The following is a 23,611-nucleotide window of genomic DNA, read 5'->3' as shown; positions in this document are numbered from 1 at the left end:
CGCCCTGTGAGAATGATGTGGTTACGGGAGGGACACGCAGCATTCATAAAACACGACAATGATTCTTCTTACGCGCTTGTACGCGCCGTGACGGTCACCCAATAGGCCGTGCGGTACTGGACGCTCACTGGCAATGTCTGGCTCAGGGCGCGGAGAATCTGGTCGGTGTCGCGCAGCTGGAAGGCGCCGGAGATCAGCAGCCCGGCCACCGCCGGATCGCAGCGCAGCAGGCCGGATCGATAACGATCCAGCTCGCTGATGAAGTCATCGAGGCGCATCTTTTCCGCGCGCAGCACGCCACTGAGCCAGTCGAGACGATGCTGTGCCAGTGTCACTGAGGGCTCTGCTGTGTGGGCGTTGACGTAGGTCTGCTGGCCGGCCGCCAGACGCAGCAGGCCGTCATCGCCTCGTGAGAGCCGCGGACGCACTTCGACAGCGCCCTCCAGCGCGGCGAGGTAGGTGCTTTGCGGGTATTGGCGCACCAGAAAGCGGCTGCCGAGCAGGGCGATTTCCGCTTCGGCGGTATCCACGATGAACGGCCGCCTGGCATGCTCGCGCGGCACCTCGACGAGCATCTCACCGGCGATCAGGCGTACGCGCCGCACGCTGTCGTCATAGGCGATATCGACCGCGCTACCGGTGTTCAGGCGAAGCTGGCCGCCGTCCGGCAGGCGCAGGGTGCGCTGCTCACCGGTAGCGGTGCGCTCGTCCGCCTGCCATTCGCGCCACGGCAGGCCGTGGTGTGCGGCGAGGCCGAGCGGGGCGGCGGCGATCAGCAGGGCAAGGGTCTTGAGCACCTGTCGCCGCTCCAGGCTACGCGGGTGCTCCAGTGCCGCTCTTGCGGCGCCTCCGGCAAGCTGCTGGGCGCGACCGCTGAAACGCTCGGCCAGTTGCCAGGCTCGTTCGTGATCGACGCTCCGTGCCCGCCACTCGGCGCAGGCAGCATGCTCGGCGGCGCTGGCGCCACTGTTCTGCAGGCGCACGAACCAGCCGGCCGCCTCACGGGCGACACGCCGGTCGATGGGCGACTCACTCATGCTGGGTGCCCAGGCTGGCGAGCACGATGCACTCCTCGAAGGCTCGTGCCAGATGGCGCTGAACCGAGCGCACGCTGATGCCGAGCCGGCTGGCGATCTCTTCCTGTGTATAACCTTCCAGCTGCGCCATCAGGAACGCTTGTCGGGCCTTGGCTGGCAGCACGGCGAGTACCCGGTCGACCTCGTCGAGGGCTTCGAGCACCAGGGCCTGATGTTCCAGCGATGGCGCCAACTCTTCCGGTATTTCCGCCAGCGCGGCCAGGTAGGCGTGCTCCAGCGAGCGGCGGCGGTAGAGGTTGATGGTCAGACGGTTGGCGATGGTGGCCAGATAGGCCCGTGGCGTCGTGAGGTTCAGCGGCTCGCCAGGCGCACTGCTGAGCAGGCGCACGAAGGTATCCTGGGCCAGATCCGCCGCATCGGCGGCATTGCCCAGGCGCTTGCGCAGCCACCCCTGCAGCCAGCTGTGGTGGTGGCTGTAGAGCTGATCGATGGCCTGATGCTGGTGGGGTGCCGATGAGGTCGAATGCACGGGATAGGATCGGTGGGAATGAGAATTCGTCGCATTCTATCAGTGTAACCCTGGGCTCGTGCAAACAAAGGCGTGGCTGGACTGCCTCCTGGGTATCGCCGCGCTCAACACCAGGCTACGGGCGATGTCAGTGTTGATCGGGCTATGCTGAATTCGTCATGTGCCGGGAGCAAAGGCATCAAGCCAGCGGCTGCTTCAGGTCTCACTGTATAACGTCAATATGGCCCTGCGGTCGCCGCAAACAAGGAGCTGAAGATGATTCGACTGACCCTGGCCGAAGCCGAAGAGCTGGCGCTTTCGATCATGCGCCATAACGGGTTCAGCGAGGCCCAGGCGCGTGCCGTGACCGCCACCGTGCTGGCGGGCGAGCGCGACGGCTGCGCCTCCCATGGTTTGTACCGTGTGCTGGGCTGCGTCAGCTCGCTCAAGGCCGGCAAGGTGGTGGCCGATGCCGAGCCCGAGGTGATCGACCAGGCGCCATCGATCGTCCGCGTGGATGCCCGCGGCGGCTTCTCGCAACTGGCCTTCCAGGCCGGGTTGCCAGTGCTCGAGGAGAAAACCAGGGCCAACGGCATCGCCGCGCTGGCGATCAACCGCTGTGTGCATTTCTCCGCATTGTGGGTGGAGATCGAAGCGCTCACCGAGGCCGGGCTGGTAGCCCTGGCCTGTAACCCCAGCCCCATGCCTGGGTCGCTCCGGCCGGTGGCAGCAAGCCGATCTTCGGCACCAATCCTATCGCCTTTGGCTGGCCGCGCGCCGGCAAGCACCCGTTCATCTTCGATTTCGCCACCAGCGCCATCGCCCGCGGCGATATCGAGCTGCACCGTCGTGCCGGCAAGGCCATCCCGGAGGGCTGGGGCATCGATGCCGACGGCCAGTCGAGCACCGACGCCGAGGCGGTCATGAACGGTGCCATGCTGACCTTTGGCGGGCACAAGGGCTCGGCGCTGGCCGCCATGGTGGAGCTGATCGCCGGGCCGCTGATCGGTGACCTGACCAGCGCCGAGTCCCTGGCCTATGACGCGGGCAGCAAATCATCGCCGTATCACGGCGAGCTGATCATCGCCCTCGATCCACAGCGCTTTCTCGGCGCGGCCGCCGATCAGCACCTGGCAAGGGCCGAGGCGCTGTTCGAGGGCATCGAAGGGCAGGGCGCGCGGCTGCCTTCGCAGCGTCGCTACGATGCCCGCGCCCGCAGCCTTACCGACGGCGTACAGATTCCCCAGGCGCTTTACGACGACCTCAAGGCGCTGCTCAATTGATGCTGTAGCCACGCCCACTCAGGCAGGCACCCAGGGCGCGCCGGTAGTAGTCGGTGGCGCTGGGGGCGGGTGCACTGATGGCGGTAGCCGGATCGAAACCGCTCTGGCTGACTGCCCAGCTGTGACACTCGTAGCGGTCGCGGGCCTGCAAGTCCGCGTTCTGGCCGCGGGCTGGATAGGCGATCACGTTGTAATTGGCCGCAGGGGCCGCCACGGCTACCGGCGGCGCCTCGACCACGATGTATTGCCTGCGGTCGGCGTTCCACATGTAGTAGCTGCCGGCGGCGACGAAGTACAGCGCGCTGCCGATCCACAGCTCACGGGCGTAGTCCGGCAGGCCATGACCATGCCGCGGGCCCGGGCCGCCCCAGCCTGGCCCAGGGCCGCCATGCCCGTGATATCCGCCTGGGCCCCCTGGGCCACTACCCGGCCCGCCGGGGCCAGCCACCGCGTTCAGGGAAAGCGTCGCCAGCAACAGTGCGGCAACGGCGGTACGGGGGAGACTTGCTTTCATCATGGGCTCCAGAGAATCGACAGCCCGACCAGATGGTTGGGCAGGATCGATTATCGGGAGGCCTGTGCAAGGTGACGTCAGGCCGATGTAAAGCTGGTGTAAACCCCGCGCGTTGCTACGGCTGCAGCTGTGGATAACTGCGCGGCGTGTACACCCACTCACCGCCATCGCCTCGGGGGAAGCGGCGGGTCTGGCTGGAGCCGATGATCACCAGGGTGCGCATGTCGACCATCTCTGGCGTCAGTTCACCAAGGCCGAGTACACGCAGGGCTTCGGCGGGGCGGCCGATGTCGCGGCCGAGCACGACCACCGTGTCGGGCGTGCGGTGCTGGCGGACGATTTCCAGGGCGCGGCCGAGCTGCCAGGGGCGGGCTTTGGAGATCGGGTTGTAGAAGGCCATCGCCAGATCCGCTGCGCCAGCATGGTCGAGGCGGGTTTCGATCACTGCCCAGGGCTTGAGGTTGTCCGACAGGGAGATCAGGCAGAAGTCGTGGCCCAGCGGCGCGCCGGCCTTGGCGGCAGTGGCCAGGGCAGCGGAGACACCGGGCAGAATTTCCAGCTCGACGCTGTTCCAGTCGACCGGTGCGCCCGCTTCTTCCAAAGCCTCCAGCACCGCCGCTGCCATGGCGAATACGCCGGGGTCGCCGGAGGAAATCACCACCACGCGGCGGCCACTGGCGGCCAGTTCGAAGGCATGGCGGGCGCGTTGCAGCTCTTCACGGTTGTCGCTGCAGTGGCGCACCTGTTCCGGGCGCAGCGGCTCGGCCATTTTCACGTAGGTTTCGTAGCCGAGCAGGTCTTCGGCTTCGTCCAGCGCGCGGCGTACCGCGGGGGTCATGTGCTCGGCGGCGCCGGGGCCCAGGCCGATCACGCTCAGGCGACCGCGGGGGCGGCCAATGCCTTGCGCCGCTTCAGGCGAGTCGGCCTGCAGCAACTGCAGGTTTTCGCTGTGATGCACCCGAGGTGGCAGTCCATCGTCAGCGCGGACGAAGCGCAGCGGTACGGCGAGGTCGCTGGCGACCTGGGTCAGGCGCTTGTCACCCATCAGCGCCTGGGGGGCTAGCAGGGCGGCCAGGGATTTCGGCGCTAGGCGCGAGTCTTCGAATGCCTGGCGGATGGGCGCGGCAAGGTCATCTGCCTGGTCGACCAGAACGAGCAGCGTGCGTGGATGGATCAGCAGTTCGTCAGCCTGCGCAGGGCGCTGTTCGGTGGTGATCCGCACGGTACGGCCGGCATCCTCGGCCAGTGGCAGGCTGGCTTCGTTCAGCCACGGCGCGGTGCCATCGATGCGCAGGCTTTCGCCGCCGAGCAGGTCGGAGACGAAGCGCTTGCCCTGCTCCAGGTCGGCCAGGGCATAACCGCTCGGCGGGTCGAGCAGGCAGGTGCCGAAGCGCAGTTCGCCACTGGTGGTGATGGCCGCGCTGGTTTCCAGCGTCGCGGCGATCTCCCTGGCCATGCGGTTGACGCCACCCAGGCCGCCAAGTAGCGGCACCACGGCGCTAGCGTCTTCGGCCACGGCCAGCACCGGTGGCTCGGCACCTTTGCTGGCGAGCAGCGGCGCCAGGCTGCGAATGACGATACCAGCGGCGCACAAGGCGATGATCGGCGTGCCGCTGCGGTACAGGTTGCGCAGGGTGTCGCCGAAGTCGTCGTAGGCCTGGTCGGCGTCTACCCGCTCACGCAAGCCATGGATAACGGCCTGTGGATAAAGTGCTTGGATGCGCCGTGCAGTGGCCAGCGCAGAGGTGCCGAGGATGACGATGGCGGGTGAAGAGATCATGGTTTATCCACTGTCAGGAACAGGCAGGCGAGTTCGCTGGAGTCATGTAGGAGCTGGCTTGCCGGCGAAGCGATCCGACCCGCAACACAACTATCGATTTGGCCATCGATATCGCCAGCAAGCTGGCTCCTACGGAAAAGGTGCTTACTGCGAGACAGCTGTTTCGGTTCAACCGCGCCACTTCTCACCGGGCACCACGATCATTGAAAAATACGGCGAGGCCATCGGTTCGACTTCATCCAGCGGCACGATGCGCTGGTTGGCCATGGTCGCCCGTTCCACGTAGTGAGCACGGTCGTGCAAACCAAGGTCCTGCAGCACGCGGCGGACTTTCTCGAAGTTGCGACCCAGCTTCATCACCACGGCGGCTTCGGCATCACGCAGGCGCTCGCGCAGCTCGTCTTCGGGCAGCACGCCGGAGAGCACCGACAAGCTCTGATTGCGGTACACCAGCGGCACGCCGAGCACCGCCGCGCTGCCGAGCATCGAGCACACGCCGGGGATCACCTGGGCCTCGTAGCGCTCGGCCAGGCGGTCATGCAGGTACATGTAGGAGCCGTAGAAAAACGGGTCGCCTTCGCAAATCACCGCCACGTCGCGACCAGCGTCCAGATGCTCGGCGATCTGCACTGCACAGGTGTCGTAGAAGTCGCTGATCACGCCTTCGTAAGTCAGCGGCGGTTCGAGTTTTTCGGTGGTTACCGGATACACCAGTGGCAGGCGCTGCTGGCTGTCGTCCAGGTGGCCTTCGATGATGCCGAAGGCGTTGCCGCCCTGGCCGACATTGGCCTTGGCCTTGGCCACGAAGTAGCCGACCACGGGTGACGACTTGAGCAGGCGCAGGGCCTTCAGGGTGATCAGCTCGGGGTCGCCCGGGCCTACGCCCAGGCCCAGCAGGCGGCCTTTGCCGGGGCGGTCCATACCGTTCATTACTCGACCTCCGTGGCCAGGGCGTTGACCGCGGCGGCGGCCATGGCGCTACCGCCCCGACGGCCCTGGACGATCACGTAGGGCACGCCATGCTCGGCAAAGGTGCTGGCGAGCAGATCCTTGGATTCCGCCGCGCCTACGAAGCCCACCGGGAAGCCGAGAATCAGCGCTGGCTTGGGCGCGCCCGCAGCCAGCATGTCGAGCAGATAGAACAGCGCGGTAGGTGCGTTGCCGATCACCACCACCGAGCCTTCGAGATGCTCGCGCCAGTGCTCCAGCGCCACCGCCGAACGGGTGTTGCCCAGCTTCTTGGCCAGCTCAGGCACGCCGGCATCGTTGAGGGTGCAGAGTACCGGGTTGGCCGCTTGCAGGCGCGCACGGGTCACCCCTTCGGCGACCATGCGCGCATCGCAGAGAATCGCCGCGCCATTGGCCAGGGCCTGGCGACCGGCTGCACCGGCACCCGCGGAAAAGCGCAGATCCTGCACCACATCGACCATGCCGCAAGCGTGGATGACCCGCACCGCGAGCTTCTCGAGATCCGCCGGAATAGCGCTCAGGTCGGCCTCGGCGCGGATGATGGAGAAGGAATGGCGATAGATCTCCTGACCATCGCGGATGTAATCGGTCATCGGGTGAAACTCCAGGTATCGGGAAGCGAGGCCAGCAGCTCGCTGGCTTCGTCGAGTGTCAGGTGGCGGGCCAGTGGCTCGCCGAAATTCGTGCTGTCCGCCTGGCGGGCGAACAGGTCGTAGCGGCCCTCGGCTACCGCCAGCAGGGTCACCGGCGCAGGGTGAGCGGCGGCGCAGGAGCGGCTGCAGCCGCTGAGATGAATACCCGCCAGCCGGCTGCGGGTCTTCAGCATCTCGGCCAGGCGGCGGGCATCGGCCTTGGTATCGGCCAGGCCTTTGGCACAACCGCTCGAGCCGGTACAGGCGATCACCCGTGTCAGCGGCGCATCGGCGTCGACCAACAGGCCGAGCCCCTCCAGCGCCTGGAGGGCTGCCTGTGCATCGGCCTCGGTAACATTGGGCAGCAACACGCTCTGCCAGGGCGTCATGCGCAGGCTGCCATCGCCCAGACGCCTAGCCAGAGCGGCGAGCCCAAGCAGCTGTTCGGCGTCGAGGCGGCCCAATGGAGGGACGCCGCCGACATACACGCGGCCAGGCTGGCGCTGGCCGCCGATACCGATATGGGCCTGGGACTCCGCCGGGCTGCGTCGCCAGTCATCCGCGCCCAGCAGCACGTCACCCAGGCGCTCCTTCAGGCGCTGCAGCAGCTCGGCGGCCGGGTGGCTGACCAGCAGGTGGCGCATGCGTGTCTGCTCGGGCGTGGCCAGTTCAAGAAACAGGTCGAGCAGCGCCAGCAGCAGCTCATCGGCATGGGCCTCGGGCACCACGGCCAGCGCGGGCACATCGCCAGGCGCTTGTGGCGGGCAACCGGCGAGACCGAACGCATAGCCGATGTGGCCCTCCAGCGGCAGGGCGCTGAGCCAGATATCGTGAGGGTGTTCGAGCATGGCCAGGCGTTCGCCGCCATCGAGCAGCAGGGCGAACTTGGCCGACAGCGCGTGCAGGCGCGGAGTGTTCTCCAGGGTCGTCAGCAGGCGTGCGGCCAGTGGCGACACGTCGACCAGCGCCGCCGGGTCGAGGCCAGCCGCAGGGCTGACCATCAGGTTGCGCACATCGTCGGCAGCGGGTGAGCGCGGGCCGAGGCCGGCGGCCAGCAGCTCGCCGATCAATGCGTCTTCACTGCCGGCGTGGATGCCGCGAATCTGCAGGTTGGCGCGGTTGGTGGCTTCGATCACGCCGCCTGCATGGCGTTGTGCGGCCTGGGCTATGCGCTCGGCTCCGGTGGCATCGAGGCGCCCGCAGGCCAGCTTGATCCGGCAGATGCCGCCATCCTTCGCCTGCACGATACGCAGCAACCCCGGACAGGCCGAGGGGCGAACAGCAGGGGATGGAATGCAAAAAGCCTGTTTCAACGGATCACCGGGGTCGGGTCACATGGGCATCCGTTCGAGGATAGGCCAGAGAAGGACGAGCTTCTATCACCGGAACACCCCGCCCGGTGTGGGCACATGCGACTGAATCCGTCGGCAGGTCTCCTGGCTCGCAGGTCATGGCGCGTGACCGGCCTTCCCGGTTTCCCAGTGGCGATTGGCACATGCGCTCGCTGCTACAGTTGCGGGGGCAGCCACGGCTGAAAACCTGCTCAATATCTGCTGCGCGTCGGCCCTGCTGCGTTAGAAAGCGACTCGAAATGCTCATTTACAGTCGTAAACTCCGCTTTCTCGCCCCTTTCTGCCTTGCATGGCTCTAGCTCGCTAGATATTGAACACGTTTTATATCGTGTTCCCTCTTAGGCCCGCGCCTACGTACCACGTAGCCGACGGACACCGACAGAGGCGCTATTATGCCCGCTTTGCCCGCCCGGATGAAAAGCCGCGTCGTCGGATACGAAGCAGAGCGAAGATCACTTTCGTTTTGGCATGAGAATGCAAAGGCTATTTTTGCCCCGTAGACGTAGGGTGAACGACGCTTGCCTACGCGGCCCGATCCGTCCACCGCCCCAGCGTTGCAAAGGTGGACAAGAGCGTTGACTGCGCGTCCCGATCCACCCTACAGAAAGCACGCTGGTGCCTTCATGGCTAATGAGTACGGGTAGTTCTGACAATTGAGGAAAGACGCATGACACCCTGGCTGACCGTCGTGGGCATTGGTGAAGACGGCTATGCAGGCCTCGGCAAGGCGGCGCGGCATGCGTTGCTGGCCGCCGAGCAGGTGTTCGGTAGCGAGCGCCAACTGGCACTGTTGCCGCACTGCATCCGCGCCACGCGCCTGCACTGGCCGAAGCCGTTTTCCCTGGCGCCGGTGCTGGAGCGCCGCGGCACGCCGGTTTGCGTGCTGGCCAGCGGTGACCCGATGTTCTTCGGCGTTGGCGCCAGCCTGGCCCGCGAGCTGCCGAGCGATGAGCTGCATATTCTGCCGGCGCCTTCCTCCTGCTCGCTGGCGGCGGCTCGCCTTGGCTGGCCACTGCAGAGCACAGCCCTGGTCTCGCTGGTCGGCCGCCCGTTGGCAGCGCTCAATGCGCAGGTTCATCCCGGCGTACGCCTGCTGGTGCTGAGCAACGATGGCGAGAGCCCGGCGGCCATTGCCGCATTGCTGCGCGAGCGTGGTTTCGGCCCCAGTCGGTTGAGCGTATTCGAACACCTAGGCGGTGAGCGCGAGCGGCGTATCGATGGCCTGGCTGATGGCTGGTCGCTGGCTCGATCTGCTGATCTGAACCTGGTGGCGATCGACTGCGTGGCCGGTGATGACGCCAGGCGCCTGCCGCTCACGCCGGGCCTGCCGGACGATGCCTATCGCCATGACGGACAACTGACCAAGCGCGATGTGCGCGCCATCACCCTGGCGCGTCTGGCGCCGCTGCCCGGCGAACTGCTGTGGGACGTGGGAGCTGGTTGCGGCTCCATCGGCATCGAATGGCTGCGCGCACATCCCGCTTGCCGGGCCATCGCCATCGAGGCTGACGAAGGCCGTCAGGAGCACATCGCCCACAACCGCGATGCCCTTGGCGTGCCGGGCCTGCAACTGGTGGCCGGGCGGGCACCCGAGGCGCTGGCCGGGCTGGCGGCGCCAGACGCCATCTTCATCGGTGGCGGGGTGACCGCGCCCGGCGTGCTGGAAAGTTGCTGGCGCGCGCTCAAGCCCGGTGGTCGGCTGGTGGCCAACGCCGTGACCCTGCAGAGCGAGGCGGCGTTGATCGCCTTTCGTGGCGACCAGGGCGGCGAGCTGACCCGTATCGAAGTGGCCCAGGCGCGCCCGCTTGGCAGTTTCGACACCTGGCGCGCCGCGTTGCCGATCACCCTGCTGCAGGTCAGCAAGCCGTTATGAGCCGCATCCTGCTACTGGGCGGGATCGGCGAAGCGCTGAACCTCGCCCGACGCCTCGGCCCCGCGCATGTCTACAGCCTGGCCGGGTTGGGCAAGGTGCCGGAAGACCTGGCTTGTCAGGTGCGCGTCGGTGGCTTTGGTGGTGCCGAGGGGCTGGCTGAGTTTATCCACAAGCAGGGCATCGATCTGCTGGTCGACGCCACCCATCCCTATGCCGCGCAGATCAGCTACAACGCCGCCCGCGCCGCGCGACAGGCCGGGATCGCCTGCTGGGCGCTGCGTCGTCCGGGCTGGCAGGCCTCGCCCGAGGATGACTGGCGCGAGGTGTTCGACTGGCCGAGCCTGATCGCCGCACTCGACGACTTTCAGCGCCCGCTGTTCACCCTCGGCCGCGAGCCACTGGAGCATCTGCACGAGATTCCCGCCCACCAGCACTGGACGGTGCGCTGCCTGCAGAGCCAGCCTGCCACGCCCCGTGCCGAAGTGATCGGCGCCCGAGGGCCGTTCAGCCTGGACGATGAGCGCGCGCTGTTCGAACGCCTCGATTGCGATGTGCTGGTGAGCAAGAACAGTGGCAGCGCCGCCACCGAGCACAAGCTGCAGGTCGCCCGTGAGCGTGGCTTGCCGGTGCTGGTGTTGCAGCGACCCTCGTTGTCCGCGGTGGATCGCGAGTTCACCGAACCCGAAGCGCTCTGGCAGGCGTTGCTGACCAATGGTGTCTAGCTCACTGCTAGACTGCCGCCTTTTTCTCGGAGCCTACCCATGACTACCACGCCCTACGCTCAGGTGCTGTTCGCCGGCACGGATCTGCTCGACGGCTCCTTTGCCGAGCTGTTTCGTGCCCGCCTGGTGGAGCTGCGTGGCGAGCCTGCGCTGGCCGAAGTCGTCGATACCGGTGCCGGTTATGACGGCCTCTGGCAGCGCGTGAAGGAGGGCAGCGGCAGGCTGCTGGTGATTGACCTGGAGGCGCAGAGCAGCAGCCAGCATGTCGACTGGCTGCGTAGCGAGCTGGCGAGCCTGACCGATCCTGCACGGGTCTTTGTCACCAGCCTGTTCGGCCAGCTCGATGCCGATGCCGCCGGGGCCGCCTGTGCACTGCTCGAGCGCCTGGAGCTGCATCTGGGCTGCGTCGATGTGCCGGCGCTGCCCGGCAGCCACGCCTGGTCGAAGATTCCCGCTCACCAGTACCGCGTGCTGCTGTGCAACGGCCCGCGCTGCACCCGCCGTGGCGCTCTGCCGCTGTGGAAAATGCTGCGCGAGAAGGTCAAGGCTGCTGGCCGCCTGGAGTGCGAGGGTGGTGTGCATATCACCCGTACCCAGTGCCAGTTCCCCTGCGATCAGGGCCCGACGCTGACGGTTTATCCGCCGGGCCACTGGTATCAGGTGCGCAGCGAGAGAGACGTGGTACGCCTGGTCGACGAGCAACTGGTCGCCGGCCGCGCGGTGCCCGAGCTGATGATGGCGCGGCCGTAGTCCGTAGCCTGGGTTGAGCACAGCGATACCCAGGGTCGGCCGATTACGCCGAGCCTATCGTCCCGGGTTACGCCTACGGCTAACCCAGGCTACAAAAGCCGCAGCATCCTCTACGCGACCCGCGCGCATTTCGGGCTAACATGCCGGCATCATAAAAATTCGAGTCGTGCATGACCGCCCTGTTTCTGCGTTATCGCATCGTCGCCATCGTGCTGTTGGTCATCTTCGGCCTGGCCGTCAGCCTGTGGCTGGCCAGCCGCTATGCCGAGCAGCGGGCCTGGGAGGATCGCAGCAGCGAGGCCCACGGCCAGTTGCAGCTGTATGCGCAATCGATCCAGACCCTGGTCGACCGCTTCCGCTCGGTGCCGCAACTGTTGTCCATGGACGGCGATATTCAGGCACTGCTGCAGGCGCCGGACGACCCGCAGCTGCGTGACAAGCTCAACCGCCGCTTCGAAATGCTCAACGCCGCGGCCGGCGCCAGCGTGCTCTACCTGATCGACCGCCAGGGCCATACCCTGGCAGCCAGCAACTGGAATGAGTGGAGCAGTTTCGTCGGCAGCAACTACGGTTTCCGCCCCTATTTCCAGGACGCCCTGCATCGCACCGCAGGCCGCTATTTCGCGGTCGGGGTGACCACCGGTGTGCCCGGCTACTTCCTCTCCCATGCGGTGTACGACGATAACGGCGCGGTGATCGGCGTACTCGTAGTCAAGCTGGAACTGGAAGAGTTGCAGCGCGAATGGGTCGGCCAACCTGGCGTGCTGCTGGTGGCCGACAGTTACGGCGTGGTGATTCTCAGCAGCCGGCCGGCCTGGCGTTTCCGCGCCCTGGATGAGCTCGACGAACTCGATCACGCCGAGCTGGTGGAGGTGCGCAAGTACGCTGAGCGTCCCCTGGAAGTGCTGTCCACGGAGCCTGGCCCGTATTTCGAAGGCAATGCAGACTGGATGAACATCGACGGCCCGGATGGCCGGCAGAGTTACCTGTGGCAGCGCCAGGAGTTGACCAGCGAAGCCTGGACGCTGCACCTGCTGATCGAGGAAAGCAGCCTGGGCGATACCGCCCGCAGCTATCGTCTGGCCGCGGCTGGCGTGTGGCTGACCCTGGTATTTCTGGTGCTGTTTCTGATTCAGCGGCACAAGAACCAGCGGCTGCAGGCGAGCATCCGCGAGAACCTCGAGCGTGAGGTGACCCTGCGTACCGCCGAGCTGCGAGAAGCCCAGGAGGGCCTGGTACATGCCGCCAAGATGGCGGCACTTGGGCAGATGTCGGCGGCCATGGCCCATGAGATCAACCAGCCGCTGACGGCCATTCAGATGCACCTGGGCAGCCTCGGCCTGCTGCTCGACAACGGCCGCGAGCGCGAGGCGCGCGAGGGCCTGATCCGCATCGATGGTCTGCTGCAACGCATGGCCAGCCTGACCAGCCACCTAAAGACCTTCGCCCGCAAGAGCCCCGCAGGGCTCAACGAGCGCCTGTTGCTCAGCGACGTGCTGGAGCAGGCGCTGTTGCTGCTGGCGCCGCGCCTGCGTAGCGAAGAGGTGGAATTGCGCCGCGAGATCCGCAGCGAGGCGCGGGTCTGTGGTGATGCGATCCGCCTGGAGCAGGTGATCCTCAACCTGCTCAACAATGCCCTGGACGCCATGGTCGACTGCCCGCGACGCATTCTCGGGGTAACCATCGAACTGCATGGGGACAGCTGTGTGCTGGAGGTCAGCGATGTTGGCGGCGGCATTCCCGAGGAGCATCTGGGTAACGTCTTCGAGCCGTTTTTCACCACCAAGCCGGTGGGCGAGGGGTTGGGGCTGGGGCTGGCGATTTCCTATGGCATCGTGCGCGATCTGGGCGGCAGCCTGGAGGCGCGCAACGGCGCCGATGGCGCCATCTTTATCCTGCGCTTGCAGCGCGTGGGGTGAACTGAGCGGGTTTGGCATTTCGTGTAACGACGCCGTGGCTGGCGGGCCGATGACCGGGCGCTACACTGCGCGATCCAAGAATAAGGAGGTGATATGGGTGGTCAGGTAATCGTCGTCGACGATGAGGCAGCGATCCGCGAAGCGGCGCAGCAATGGCTGGAACTGTCCGGGTTCAGCGTGCGCACCTGCGCCACTGCTGCCCAGGCGCTGGCCCTGATCGACGTCGACTTTCCCGGCGTGCTGATCAGCGACGTGCGCATGCCCGGCACCGATGGTCTGCAGCTGCTGGACAAGGTGGTCGCTTGCGACCGCGATCTGCCGGTCATCATGATCACCGGGCACGGTGACGTGCCCATGGCCGTGCAGGCGCTCAAGCAGGGTGCCTATGACTTCATCGAAAAACCCTTCACCCCCGATCGCCTGCTCGACACCGTGCGCCGTGCCCTGGAAAAGCGGCGCCTGGTCTGCGAGAACCGCGCCCTGCGCCAGCAGTTCGCCCTCAAGGACGGCATCGCCGCGCAGCTGCTCGGCGTGTCGCGATCCATGGAGCGTTTACGCCGGCAGATTCTCGACCTGGCCGGCACCTCCGTGAACGTGCTGATCCGCGGTGAGACCGGTTCCGGCAAGGAGCGCGTGGCGCGCTGCCTGCACGATTTCAGCGAGCGTGCCGACAAGCCGTTCGTGGCCCTTAATTGCGCAGCGATTCCCGAGCACCTGTTCGAGAGCGAGCTGTTCGGCCATGAGAGCGGCGCCTTCACCGGCGCCCAGAGCAAGCGCATCGGCCGTATCGAACATGCCGACGGCGGCACGCTGTTCCTCGATGAAGTGGAAAGCCTGCCGCTGGCGCAACAGGTCAAGCTGCTGCGCGTGCTGCAGGAAAAGACCCTGGAACGGCTGGGCTCCAACCGCAGTATCCACGTCGATCTGCGGGTGATCAGTGCCGTTAAGCCGGACTTGCTCGATGAAGTGAAGGCCGGGCGTTTCCGCGAGGATCTGCTCTATCGGCTGAATGTCGCCACCTTGCAGATTCCGGCGCTGCGCGAGCGTCGGGAAGATATCTCGCTGCTCTTCGAACACTTCGCCGAAGAGGCCGCACAGCGTCACGGGCGCACCCTCGAACCACTGACACCCGCCGAGCTTGCCGCCCTGCTCGGCCATGAATGGCCGGGCAACGTGCGCGAGCTGATCAACGCCGCTGAGCGGCATGCTCTGGGCCTGAGCGGCTCAGCTCAGGAGGAAGGCAGCCAGTCCCTCGCCGGGCAGCTGGAAGCCTTCGAGGCGCAGTGCCTGCACAACGCGTTGCTGCGCTGTCGCGGCAGCATCCTGCAGACCATGGAACTGCTGCAGGTACCCCGCCGAACCCTCAACGAAAAGATGCAGCGCCACGGCCTGCAACGCAGCACCTATCGTCCTGCCGGAAGCGGCGACGAGGACTGAGTAGCGTCTGATGGGCCGTTCTCTCTAGTCAGATCGTTCCCACGCTCTGCGTGGGAATGCCGCTTGGACGCTCTGCGTCCGATTCTCAATGCTGCCGGTTGGCTGAAAGCGGGCGCAGAGCGCCCAGGCCTGGGCTACCACGCTGGAGCGTGGGAGCCATCGATGAACCCAGCTTTGTAGGATGGATTAGCGAAGCGTAATCCGTCGTTCACCGCGAACAACGTTGCCGGCTTCATGCGGCGGATTACGCCTTCGGCTAATACGCCCTACCGAATCTGTCGGATCGCTCCCACGCTCTGCGTCCGCTTCTGAGAACCGTCGCTCTATCTGAGCGGAATCTTGCCGGTCGTCTACCGCGAATAAGCGGGGTTCCGCTGGTTTCATTCTCCCCCGAAACCCGCTACCGCTCTGGCCTGCGCATCTTCACCGCTGGCACGGCACCTGCAATGTCTCATGGGCAACCGGCCTCCAGCTCGGTGACCATAAAAAAGACAACAGGTCGTCTGCGGCAGAGTAATTTCCCTCTCTGTTCGCCGCTCTCCGTTCTCTCTGGTCATCGATCCCGAACCGGCTCTCTGACAAGAATAATCACGGAGAAACACCATGCGACTGACCAAGCGCTTCAGCCTCTTCGCCGCCGCTGCGGCCTTCACTGCCAGCACCGCGGTACTCGCCGCACCGACTTTCATCAACGTGCTGACCGGTGGTACCAGCGGTGTTTATTACCCGATTGGTGTGGCCATGTCGCAGCTGTATGGCAACGGCATCGAGGGCGCGAAAACCTCGGTACAGGCGACCAAGGCCTCGGTGGAAAACCTCAACCTGCTGCAATCCGGTCGTGGCGAAATTGCCTTTGCCCTGGGTGACTCGGTCGAGGACGCCTGGAACGGTGTGGAAGACGCTGGCTTCAAGGCGCCGCTGACCCGGATCCGCGCAATCGCCGCCACCTACCCGAACTACATCCAGATCGTTGCCAGCAAGGAATCCGGGATCAAGACCCTGGAAGACCTGAAAGGTAAGCGCATCTCCGTCGGCGCGCCGAAGTCTGGCACCGAGCTTAACGCCCGGGCCATCTTCAAGGCCGCCGGCCTGAGCTACAAGGACATGGGCCGGGTCGAGTTCATGCCGTACGCCGAGTCGGTCGAGCTGATCAAGAACCGCCAGCTGGATGCCACCCTGCAATCGTCCGGTCTGGGCATGGCGGCGATCCGTGACCTTGCGTCGATGGTGCCGATCACCTTTGTGGCGATCCCGGAAGACGTCGTGGCCAAGATCGACAGCCAGGCCTATCAAGCCAAGGTCATTCCGGCCGGCACCTACGACGGCCAGGATCAGGACGTGCCGACCGCCGCCATCGTTAACCTGCTGGTCAGCCACGAGAAGGTCTCCGACGAGGTGGCTTACCAGATGACCAAGCTGCTGTTCGACAACCTTGCCCGTCTGCGCACCGCGCATTCCGCAGCCAATGACATCGCTCTGGAAACCGCTACCGAGGCGCTGCCGATCCCGCTGCACCCGGGTGCCGAGCGCTTCTACAAGGAAGCCGGCGTACTCAAGTAACACGGATGCACGAGGGGCCGGGCCGGGTGTCCGGTTCCCTCTGTCATCGAATCGGCGCTCGGCCATTTCCTGAAAGGCAATGGCCCGCTGTTACTCCAGCTGCATCGAGAGTCTATCCATGAGCGATCATCCAGGTCTGACCGGCAACCCCAGTCAGTGGCCCAAGGCCGTGTTCTACGTCGCGATCCTGTTTTCGGTCTATCAGATCATCGGGGCCGCCTTCCATCCGTTCTCCAGCCAGGTGCTGCGCGCCGGGCATGTCGGCTTTGTTCTGCTGATGGTGTATCTGTGCTTCCCCCTGCGCGGCCAAGGACGCCCGTGGACGCCGCTGGCCTGGGTGCTGGGCCTGGCGGGATTGGGCACGGCGATTTATCAGTGGTACTTCGAGGCGGATCTGATCCAGCGTTCGGGCGACCTCACCACCTTCGACATGGTGGTTGGGGTGACCTTGCTGGTGCTGGTATTCGAGGCGGCGCGACGGGTCATGGGCCTGGCGTTGCCGATCATCTGCGGGTGCTTCCTGGCGTACGGCCTGTTTGGCGAGCACCTGCCCGGTGACCTGGCGCACCGCGGCTATGACTTCGATCAGATCATCAATCAGCTGTCCTTCGGCACTGAAGGTTTCTACGGCACGCCGACCTATGTGTCGGGTACCTATATTTTCCTGTTCATCCTGTTCGGCGCCTTCCTCGAACAGGCGGGGATGATCAGGCTGTTCACCGATTTCGCCATGGGCATGTTCGGTCACAAGACCGGCGGCCCGGCCAAGGTGTCGGTGGTTACCTCGGCCCTGATGGGCACCATCACTGGTTCGGGTGTGGCCAACGTGGTTACCACCGGCCAGTTCACCATCCCGCTGATGAAGCGCTTCGGCTACAAGGGCACCTTCGCCGCAGCGGTGGAGGCCTCGGCCAGCATGGGTAGCCAGATCATGCCGCCGATTATGGGCGCCGTGGCGTTCATCATGGCCGAGACCATCAACGTGCCGTACGTCGAGATTGCCAAGGCGGCGCTGATTCCAGCCCTGCTGTGGTTCGGCTCGATCTTCTGGACCGTGCACCTCGAAGCCCAGCGCCTCAAGCTGGTCGGCCTGCCGAAAGACGAGTGCCCGGATCCGTTCGCGGCGATCAAGGAGCGCTGGTACCTGCTGATCCCGCTGGGTGTGTTGGTGTATCTGTTGTTTGCCGGCTTCACCCCGATGTTCTCCGGCACCGTGGGCCTGGCCCTGACCGCTATCGTCATCCTCGGCACGGCGATCGTCATGCGCGCCAGCAACCTGTGGCTGAAGATCGCCTTCTGGATTGCTCTGGGTCTGGTCAGTTCCGGCTTCCTCAAGTTCGGCATTGGCGTGGTGTTCGGTGTGATCGCGGTGCTGGTCGCTGGCTGCTTCTACGTCAAGGGCGGGCGTGAAACCCTGCGCGCTTGCGTCTGGGCTCTGGCTGAGGGCGCGCGCCATGCGATACCGGTAGCGGTTGCGTGCATCCTGGTGGGCGTGATCATTGGTGTGGTCTCGCTGACTGGCATTGCTACCACCTTCGCGGGTTACATCATGGCCATCGGTGAGGACAACCTGTTCCTGTCGTTGGTACTGACCATGCTCACCTGCCTGATCCTCGGCATGGGCATCCCGACCATTCCCAACTACATCATCACCAGCGCCATCGCCGCGCCGGCGTTGCTGGAGCTGGGTGTGCCGCTGATCGTGTCGCACATGTTCGTCTTCTACTTCGGTTTGATGGCCGACTTGACGCCACCGGTGGCACTGGCCTGCTTCGCAGCCGGTTCGATCGCCAAGGAGAACGGCCTGAAGATCAGCCTGTGGTCGGTGCGCATCGCCGCCTGCGGCTTCGTCGTACCGTTCATGGCAGTGTATGACCCGGCGCTGCTGATGCAGGGTGATGACTGGGGCGCGATCCTCTACATGTTCATCAAGTCGGTATTTGCCGTCGGGCTGTGGGGCATGGCGGTGGTCGGTTACCTCTATGCGCCGCTGCGGGCCTGGGAGCGTCTGCTGGTGTTTGCTGCCGGTGCATCGCTGGTGATTCCGGCCTCGGTGTTCAGCTACGACCTGCTGGGTCTGTATAACGTGACCACCGATGAAATCGGCTTCCTGGTCGCGGCTGCGGTCATTGCCCTGCATGTGCTGCGCGTGCGTCGTCAGCCGGCGCTGGCGGCCGCTTGATCGGACTGTGCATGGGGTTGGCCGGGGTGGTCTGGGCGCAAATGCCCGTCCCGGCCTTTACCCTGGCCTGGGATCACAGCATCGAGAAGATTCGCTGGGAGGAGGATTACCGCGTCAGTGCCGAGGGGTTGTTGCTCGGTGAGGCGCGGGTCAAGGGTTCGGGCGCCGGCATGGAGATTCCTGACGGCGCGGTATTGCGTGGTGGTGCCTGGCACTACCAGCGTCAGTTGCCGCCTCTGCAACCGTTACGCCTCGGGCGTACGCCCGAGGCGGGCGACTATCAACTTTGCGATGCCCAAGGCTGCCAGCCTTTCAGCGAGTGGCTCGGCCCACCGACGGCAAGCCAGCCAGCGGTGGAGCTTTGGAGCTGTGAGGGGGCAGGGGGAAGGCGCTAGCGGACATTCGCGTAACTTGTGGGAGGGGCCGGGCGGCGATCCGCTTTAGCCGCGAGCTCTTTACGCCTAGCTAGGCACAATCGCGGCTAAAGCCCCTCCCACAAAAGCAGCAGCGCCCGATGTCCGCTCCCGCTACGAAACTGTCCCTCTACCCACGGCTTAGATGATCAACGGCTGCGGCGCATCTCTGTCAATTCAGTCCTCAAGGCTCGGAGTTCCTCAAGGATCATCTGTTCGCGCTGCACCCGTGCCTCCGCTTCGGCGTCTGGCCCCTGGGCGTCCTGCATGGCGTTGACGATCACCGCGATGAACAGGTTGAGCATCATGAAGGTGGCGATCAGTACGTAAGGGATGAAGAACACCCAGGCCAGCGGATAGACCTCCATGATCGGTCGCACCGTGCCGCTCGACCAGCTGTCCAGGGTCATCATCTGGAACAGCGAATACAGGCTAGCGGTCAGCGAGCCGAACCACTCGGGGAAGCGCTCGCCGAACAGCTGCGTGGCCATCACCGCCGACACATAAAAGATCAGACTCATCAGCATGATGATGCTGCCCATGCCAGGCAGCGATGCGAGCAGCGCTTGCACGACCTTGCGCATGCTCGGGTTGATCGACACCAGACGCAGCACCCGCAAAACGCGCAAGGCCCGCAATACGCTGAACGGCCCGCTGGCCGGAACCAGGGCGATGCCCACCACGATGCAATCGAACACCGCCCACGGATCACGCAACAGGCCGATGCCACGGGCCGCGAAGCGCAGCGCCAGCTCGATCACGAACACCGCGAGAATGAACATATCCACAGGCAACAGCAGCCAGCCCCACTCGCTGACGATCTCCGCCGAGGTCAGCATGCCGAGGATCGCGGCGTTGATCAGGATCAGCACGGTGATCAGACGCTGCACCGGGGTGCCGTCCATCACCTCGGCCAGTTTCAGGCGCCAGGCGGCGTTCGGGGAGGGTTGGGGGCTATTCATGGGCAAGCGTCAGTCGATGTCCGGTTCGGGCAGGAGGCTGATGATTCTAAGGTTTCAGGCTGGCAGTAATCAGGTGCAAGCGGCATTTCAGCAGGGATTTCGGGTTACGCATTGTTACGGCGGCCCGATCTCACGACCCCGGCAGCTCTCCGATTACCCGGATGACCGCTGGGCAAACACCTTGAACAGATCAACTTCTTCGCTCTCCGGTGGGGCCAGGCGCAAACGCTGTTCGATATTCAGCAGGTGTTCCTCCATGCACAGCGTCGCCTGCTGAATATTACCGTCGAGCAGGGCCGTGGCCAGGGCTTCATGCTCGTTGTGCGAGCACTGGATGCCGCTATGGTTTTCATACAGAGCGATGATCAGCGAGCTGCGGGCGATCAGGCCTTCGAGCATTTCGCCCAGGGTGCTGTTGCCGGCAATACGTGCCAGCAGGCGATGAAAGTCACCTGACAGACGTATGAACTCAGGTTTGGCCGGTTCGTGCCCGAGTGCCAACTCGGCCTTCAGGTGTACTTCGATGGCGCGGCGGTCGGGGGCTTGCATGCGCTTGCAGGCTTCTTCGATCAACGCCTTTTCGATCACCCGGCGGGCGGCGAACACTTCGCGGGCCTGTTGCGGCGTGGGCTCTTCGACAAAGGCGCCACGGTTCATTTCCAAACGCACCAGCTTGAGGTGAGCCAGATCGCGCAGGGCACTGCGGATGTGATTGCGATTGGCCTGGAACACCTCGACCAGATTGAGTTCGGTCAGGCGTGTGCCGGGCGGCAGACGCTGCTCGACGATGGCGTCGTAGATCGCGTTATAGATGCGTTGCACTTCAAGAATGACGTGACTGGCCATGGGCGATGCTCTTTTACAGGGGAAGCCAGGGCGGCTGGCGCTAGGGTGCAGTGTAATTGTTAACAATTCGGTGGCAAAGGGGGGAGCGTTGTACCAACTGGTGCACAGCTTTATCGGGTTGCCCTATTGTTGTGCGATTAGGCGGGAATTATCCCAGTAGCGTCGATGCGCGCAGACGTCTTTAGGCTGATAGAAAAACTATCCGGTTTTCAGCCGGATACACCGGGCAGCAAAATTACGGCACGTTTTATATGCGCTGGAATGAACGCATGGCACAGCGGTTGCTAACACTTGATTTGTAATTGTTAGCAATTTTAGGCGGCAAGCATGTCTGGGAAAGGTCAGGTCGAGCTCGTGGCGGTGCACAAGTCCTACGGTGCGCGGGTGGCGGTCAGTGATATCCATCTGAAGATACCCAGCGGCAGCTACTGCTGCCTGCTCGGCCCCAGCGGCTGCGGCAAGAGCACCACCTTGCGCATGCTGGCCGGGCACGAAGAGGTGAGCGAGGGCGATATCCTTATGGATAACCGCAACGTCACCGAGTTTTCGCCGACCCAGCGCGGCACGGCGATGATGTTTCAGAACTACGCGCTGTTCCCGCACATGAGCTGCCTGGACAACGTCGGCTTCGGCCTGCGCATCGCCGGCATGGCCAAGGCCGAGCGCCACGCCAAGGCCCGCGAGCTGCTGGCGCTGGTGAACATGCAGGACTACGCCGAGAGTTATCCCGAGCAGCTTTCCGGTGGTCAGCAGCAGCGCGTGGCACTGGCCCGTGCACTGATTACCCAGCCGGATGTGGTGCTGCTCGACGAGCCGCTGTCCGCTCTCGACCCGTTCTTGCGGATTCGCATGCGCAAGGAGCTCAAGGCGATCCAGAAGCAATTGGGGCTGACCTTCATTCACGTCACCCACTCCCAGGAGGAAGCCTTCGCCCTGGCCGATCTGGCGGTGGTAATGGACGGTGGCAAGATCCAGCAGGTCGCGCCGCCACGGGAATTGTTCGAGCGGCCGGCCACTCCTTTTGTCGCGCAATTCATCGGCGGCCACAGCCTGATGCGCGGCGAGCTGACTAAGCGCGAGGCTGATCGCGTGGTGCTCAGCGTCGAAGGTGTAGGGCAGGGCAGCCTGAGCCTGGCGCAACTGGGCGACGCCTATGCCGAGGCCACCGTAGGTACGCCGCTGGCGTTCTCGGTGCGCTGCGATCACCTGGACATCCTGCCGCCTGGCAGCGTTCCGCCGGCTGGGCAGTTTGGCCTGCCGGCAAGGGTCTGCGATGTCGAGTTCCAGGGCGCCTTCATCTATGTCGAATGCCAGACCGCCAGCGCTACGCCGCTGATGGTTTACCTGGCCGACCGCCAGTGCCAGGTACCCGAGGTGGGCGCCGAGGTCACCCTGGCCTGGGATGCCACGCACCTCAACCTGTTCTCCCCACAACACGCCAACCCGACCAAGGAGGTTCACTGATGAGCGAGCACGACGACAGCACCCCGCAACTCCCCGCCGAAACCCCGCAGGTGGAATCCGCCAAGGGATTGTCCAGGCGCAGCCTGATCAAGGGGCTGGGAGTGGCCTCGGCAGTGGCCGTGGGCTCCGGCGCGATCACTGGATTTCCGATGATCTGGGCGCAGAACATCAAGAACATCACCTTGCGTCAGTTCGGCACCGGGGTGTCCAACCTCAACGACATCGCCATGAAGGCCAAGGAAGATTTGGGTATCACCCTGCAACTCACCGCGCTGGACTCCGATGCGGTGGCGCAGCGGGCGGTGACTCAGCCACGCTCCTTCGACATTGCCGATATCGAGTACTGGATCGGCAAGAAGGTGTACCCATCCGGCACCATGCAGGCCATGGACACCCGGCGCCTGAAGAATTTCGACAAGATCTCGCCGCTGTTCATCAACGGCAAACTGAACGCCGATTCGGTGATCGCCCAAGGCACGGCGCCGCACACCGTTGGCTTCGTCGAAAGCGCCGATTCGCTGAAGTTCGCCAGTGAGCCGACCCGCTGGATGACGCTGGTGCCGACCATCTACAACGCCGACACCCTGGGCATTCGCCCGGATCTGGTCGGGCGCCCGATCAAGAACTGGCGCGACATCATGGATCCGGCCTTCAAGGGCAAGACCTCGATCCTCAACATCCCGTCCATCGGCATCATGGACGCGGCGATGATCTGCGAATCCATGGGTGAGATCACCTACGGCGACAAGGGCAACATGACCCAGGCCGAGATCGACAAGACCATCGCCATCCTCATGCAGGCGAAGAAAGACGGCCAGTTCCGCGCCTTCTGGAAGAGCTTCGATGAGTCGGTGAACCTGATGGCCTCCGGTGAGGTGGTGATCCAGTCCATGTGGTCACCGGCCGTGGCCGCCGTGCGCAGCCGCGGTGTGGCTTGCACCTACCAGCCGCTGGAAGAGGGCTATCGGGCCTGGGGCGGCGGCATTGGTCTGGCCAAGCACCTCAGCGGTCTGGAGCTGGATGCGGCCTATGAGTACATCGACTGGTACCTGTCGGGCTGGGTCGGTGCCTACCTCAACCGCCAGGGCTACTACAGCGCTGCGCCCGAGACCTCCAAGCAGTACATGAGCGCCGATGAGTGGGGCTTCTGGATGGAGGGCAAGGCCGCCCAGAGCGACATTCTCAGCCCGGACGGCAAGGTCATGGAAAAGGCCGGCGCTGTGCGTGATGGTGGCTCCTATGAGCAGCGCATGGGCAGCGTGGCTTGCTGGAACTCGGTGATGGACGAGAACCGCCACATGATCCGCAAGTGGAACGAATTCATCGTTTCCTGAGCCGGCCGTAGCGGTGGATGACGTTGTTTCATCCACCGCTACGCCTGCGACACCCTACTTTTCCGCAGCCTGGA

Annotated in this window: 19 protein-coding genes, 1 pseudogene and 1 riboswitch; of the genes and pseudogenes, 11 read left to right on the top strand and 9 right to left on the bottom strand. The window is 64.7% G+C overall.

Annotated features, from left to right (window positions below; genetic code table 11):
- Positions 1-68 precede the first annotated feature (68 nt).
- Together K5Q02_RS04190 and K5Q02_RS04185 are read right to left on the bottom strand one after the other, a co-directional pair.
- A complete protein-coding gene (locus tag K5Q02_RS04190) occupies positions 69-1,037 on the bottom strand; it encodes a FecR domain-containing protein (RefSeq protein ID WP_225836684.1) in 969 nt (322 codons plus the stop codon).
- Positions 1,030-1,566: a sigma-70 family RNA polymerase sigma factor gene (locus K5Q02_RS04185; protein ID WP_225836682.1), complete on the bottom strand. Its 537-nt coding sequence runs from the start codon at positions 1,564-1,566 to the stop codon at positions 1,030-1,032. The genes K5Q02_RS04190 and K5Q02_RS04185 overlap by 8 nt, the downstream gene beginning before the upstream one ends.
- 255 nt (positions 1,567-1,821) lie before the next feature.
- On the opposite strand from K5Q02_RS04185, the pseudogene K5Q02_RS04180 reads away from it, so the two are divergent.
- Positions 1,822-2,828, top strand: a pseudogene (locus K5Q02_RS04180) (Ldh family oxidoreductase).
- Here the strand turns inward: K5Q02_RS04180 and K5Q02_RS04175 are convergent.
- The 5 genes from K5Q02_RS04175 to cobG all read right to left on the bottom strand — a co-directional run bounded on the left by K5Q02_RS04175 (position 2,821) and on the right by cobG (position 8,036).
- Positions 2,821-3,342 (bottom strand): hypothetical protein, encoded by a 522-nt coding sequence (locus K5Q02_RS04175; RefSeq protein ID WP_225836680.1) that lies wholly within the window; start codon positions 3,340-3,342, stop codon positions 2,821-2,823. The pseudogene K5Q02_RS04180 and the gene K5Q02_RS04175 sit on opposite strands and share 8 nt — an antisense overlap.
- A 115-nt stretch (positions 3,343-3,457) precedes the next feature.
- Positions 3,458-5,122, bottom strand: coding sequence for a precorrin-3B C(17)-methyltransferase (gene cobJ, locus K5Q02_RS04170; protein ID WP_225836679.1), 1,665 nt, complete (start codon positions 5,120-5,122; stop codon positions 3,458-3,460).
- 168 nt (positions 5,123-5,290) lie between these two features.
- Entirely contained in the window at positions 5,291-6,043 is a 753-nt protein-coding gene (locus K5Q02_RS04165; protein WP_225839568.1) for a precorrin-2 C(20)-methyltransferase, read from the bottom strand.
- Positions 6,044-6,051: 8 nt separating this feature from the next.
- Positions 6,052-6,684, bottom strand: coding sequence for a precorrin-8X methylmutase (locus K5Q02_RS04160; protein WP_225836677.1), 633 nt, complete (start codon positions 6,682-6,684; stop codon positions 6,052-6,054).
- Entirely contained in the window at positions 6,681-8,036 is a 1,356-nt protein-coding gene (gene cobG, locus K5Q02_RS04155) for a precorrin-3B synthase (RefSeq protein WP_225836667.1), read from the bottom strand. The genes K5Q02_RS04160 and cobG overlap by 4 nt, the downstream gene beginning before the upstream one ends.
- Before the next feature lie 96 nt (positions 8,037-8,132).
- Positions 8,133-8,470, bottom strand: a riboswitch (cobalamin riboswitch).
- Between the two features lie 272 nt (positions 8,471-8,742).
- On the opposite strand from cobG, the gene cbiE reads away from it, so the two are divergent.
- From cbiE to K5Q02_RS04115, 8 genes are all read left to right on the top strand, one after another.
- A complete protein-coding gene (gene cbiE, locus K5Q02_RS04150; RefSeq protein WP_225836665.1) occupies positions 8,743-9,948 on the top strand; it encodes a precorrin-6y C5,15-methyltransferase (decarboxylating) subunit CbiE in 1,206 nt (401 codons plus the stop codon).
- Entirely contained in the window at positions 9,945-10,670 is a 726-nt protein-coding gene (locus K5Q02_RS04145) for a cobalt-precorrin-6A reductase (protein WP_225836663.1), read from the top strand. The genes cbiE and K5Q02_RS04145 overlap by 4 nt, the downstream gene beginning before the upstream one ends.
- A 39-nt stretch (positions 10,671-10,709) precedes the next feature.
- Positions 10,710-11,420 (top strand): (2Fe-2S) ferredoxin domain-containing protein, encoded by a 711-nt coding sequence (locus K5Q02_RS04140; RefSeq protein ID WP_225836654.1) that lies wholly within the window; start codon positions 10,710-10,712, stop codon positions 11,418-11,420.
- Between the two features lie 170 nt (positions 11,421-11,590).
- Positions 11,591-13,339, top strand: a complete 1,749-nt coding sequence (locus K5Q02_RS04135; RefSeq protein ID WP_225836653.1) for a sensor histidine kinase — start codon at positions 11,591-11,593, stop codon at positions 13,337-13,339.
- A 93-nt stretch (positions 13,340-13,432) separates the two neighbouring features.
- Positions 13,433-14,776 carry a sigma-54-dependent transcriptional regulator gene (locus K5Q02_RS04130; RefSeq protein WP_225836651.1) on the top strand — a complete coding sequence of 448 codons (1,344 nt, stop codon included), beginning with the start codon at positions 13,433-13,435 and terminating at the stop codon, positions 14,774-14,776.
- Between the two features lie 603 nt (positions 14,777-15,379).
- A complete protein-coding gene (locus tag K5Q02_RS04125) occupies positions 15,380-16,336 on the top strand; it encodes a TAXI family TRAP transporter solute-binding subunit (protein WP_225836648.1) in 957 nt (318 codons plus the stop codon).
- 118 nt (positions 16,337-16,454) lie between these two features.
- Entirely contained in the window at positions 16,455-18,518 is a 2,064-nt protein-coding gene (locus K5Q02_RS04120) for a TRAP transporter permease (RefSeq protein ID WP_225836646.1), read from the top strand.
- The gene (locus K5Q02_RS04115; RefSeq protein WP_225836643.1) at positions 18,515-18,913 is read left to right on the top strand and encodes a DUF1850 domain-containing protein; all 399 of its coding nucleotides are present in this window, start codon (positions 18,515-18,517) and stop codon (positions 18,911-18,913) included. The genes K5Q02_RS04120 and K5Q02_RS04115 overlap by 4 nt, the downstream gene beginning before the upstream one ends.
- Before the next feature lie 167 nt (positions 18,914-19,080).
- Here K5Q02_RS04115 and K5Q02_RS04110 read toward each other — a convergent pair whose 3' ends face one another.
- Complete coding sequence (locus K5Q02_RS04110) at positions 19,081-19,893, bottom strand: ion transporter (RefSeq protein ID WP_225836641.1); 813 nt, start codon at positions 19,891-19,893, stop codon at positions 19,081-19,083.
- Positions 19,894-20,046: 153 nt separating this feature from the next.
- Positions 20,047-20,739, bottom strand: coding sequence for a GntR family transcriptional regulator (locus tag K5Q02_RS04105; RefSeq protein WP_225836639.1), 693 nt, complete (start codon positions 20,737-20,739; stop codon positions 20,047-20,049).
- A 327-nt stretch (positions 20,740-21,066) separates the two neighbouring features.
- Between K5Q02_RS04105 and K5Q02_RS04100 the strand changes: the two genes are divergently transcribed.
- Together K5Q02_RS04100 and K5Q02_RS04095 are read left to right on the top strand one after the other, a co-directional pair.
- Positions 21,067-22,203 carry an ABC transporter ATP-binding protein gene (locus K5Q02_RS04100; protein WP_225836637.1) on the top strand — a complete coding sequence of 379 codons (1,137 nt, stop codon included), beginning with the start codon at positions 21,067-21,069 and terminating at the stop codon, positions 22,201-22,203.
- Positions 22,203-23,537 carry an ABC transporter substrate-binding protein gene (locus tag K5Q02_RS04095; RefSeq protein WP_225836636.1) on the top strand — a complete coding sequence of 445 codons (1,335 nt, stop codon included), beginning with the start codon at positions 22,203-22,205 and terminating at the stop codon, positions 23,535-23,537. The genes K5Q02_RS04100 and K5Q02_RS04095 overlap by 1 nt, the downstream gene beginning before the upstream one ends.
- Positions 23,538-23,611 lie beyond the last annotated feature (74 nt).

The organism is Pseudomonas sp. MM211 (genome assembly GCF_020386635.1).
Lineage (GTDB): Bacteria > Pseudomonadota > Gammaproteobacteria > Pseudomonadales > Pseudomonadaceae > Aquipseudomonas.
The sequence above is the reverse complement of the archived record's forward strand: the minus strand, read 5'-3'. Positions and strand labels throughout refer to the sequence as shown.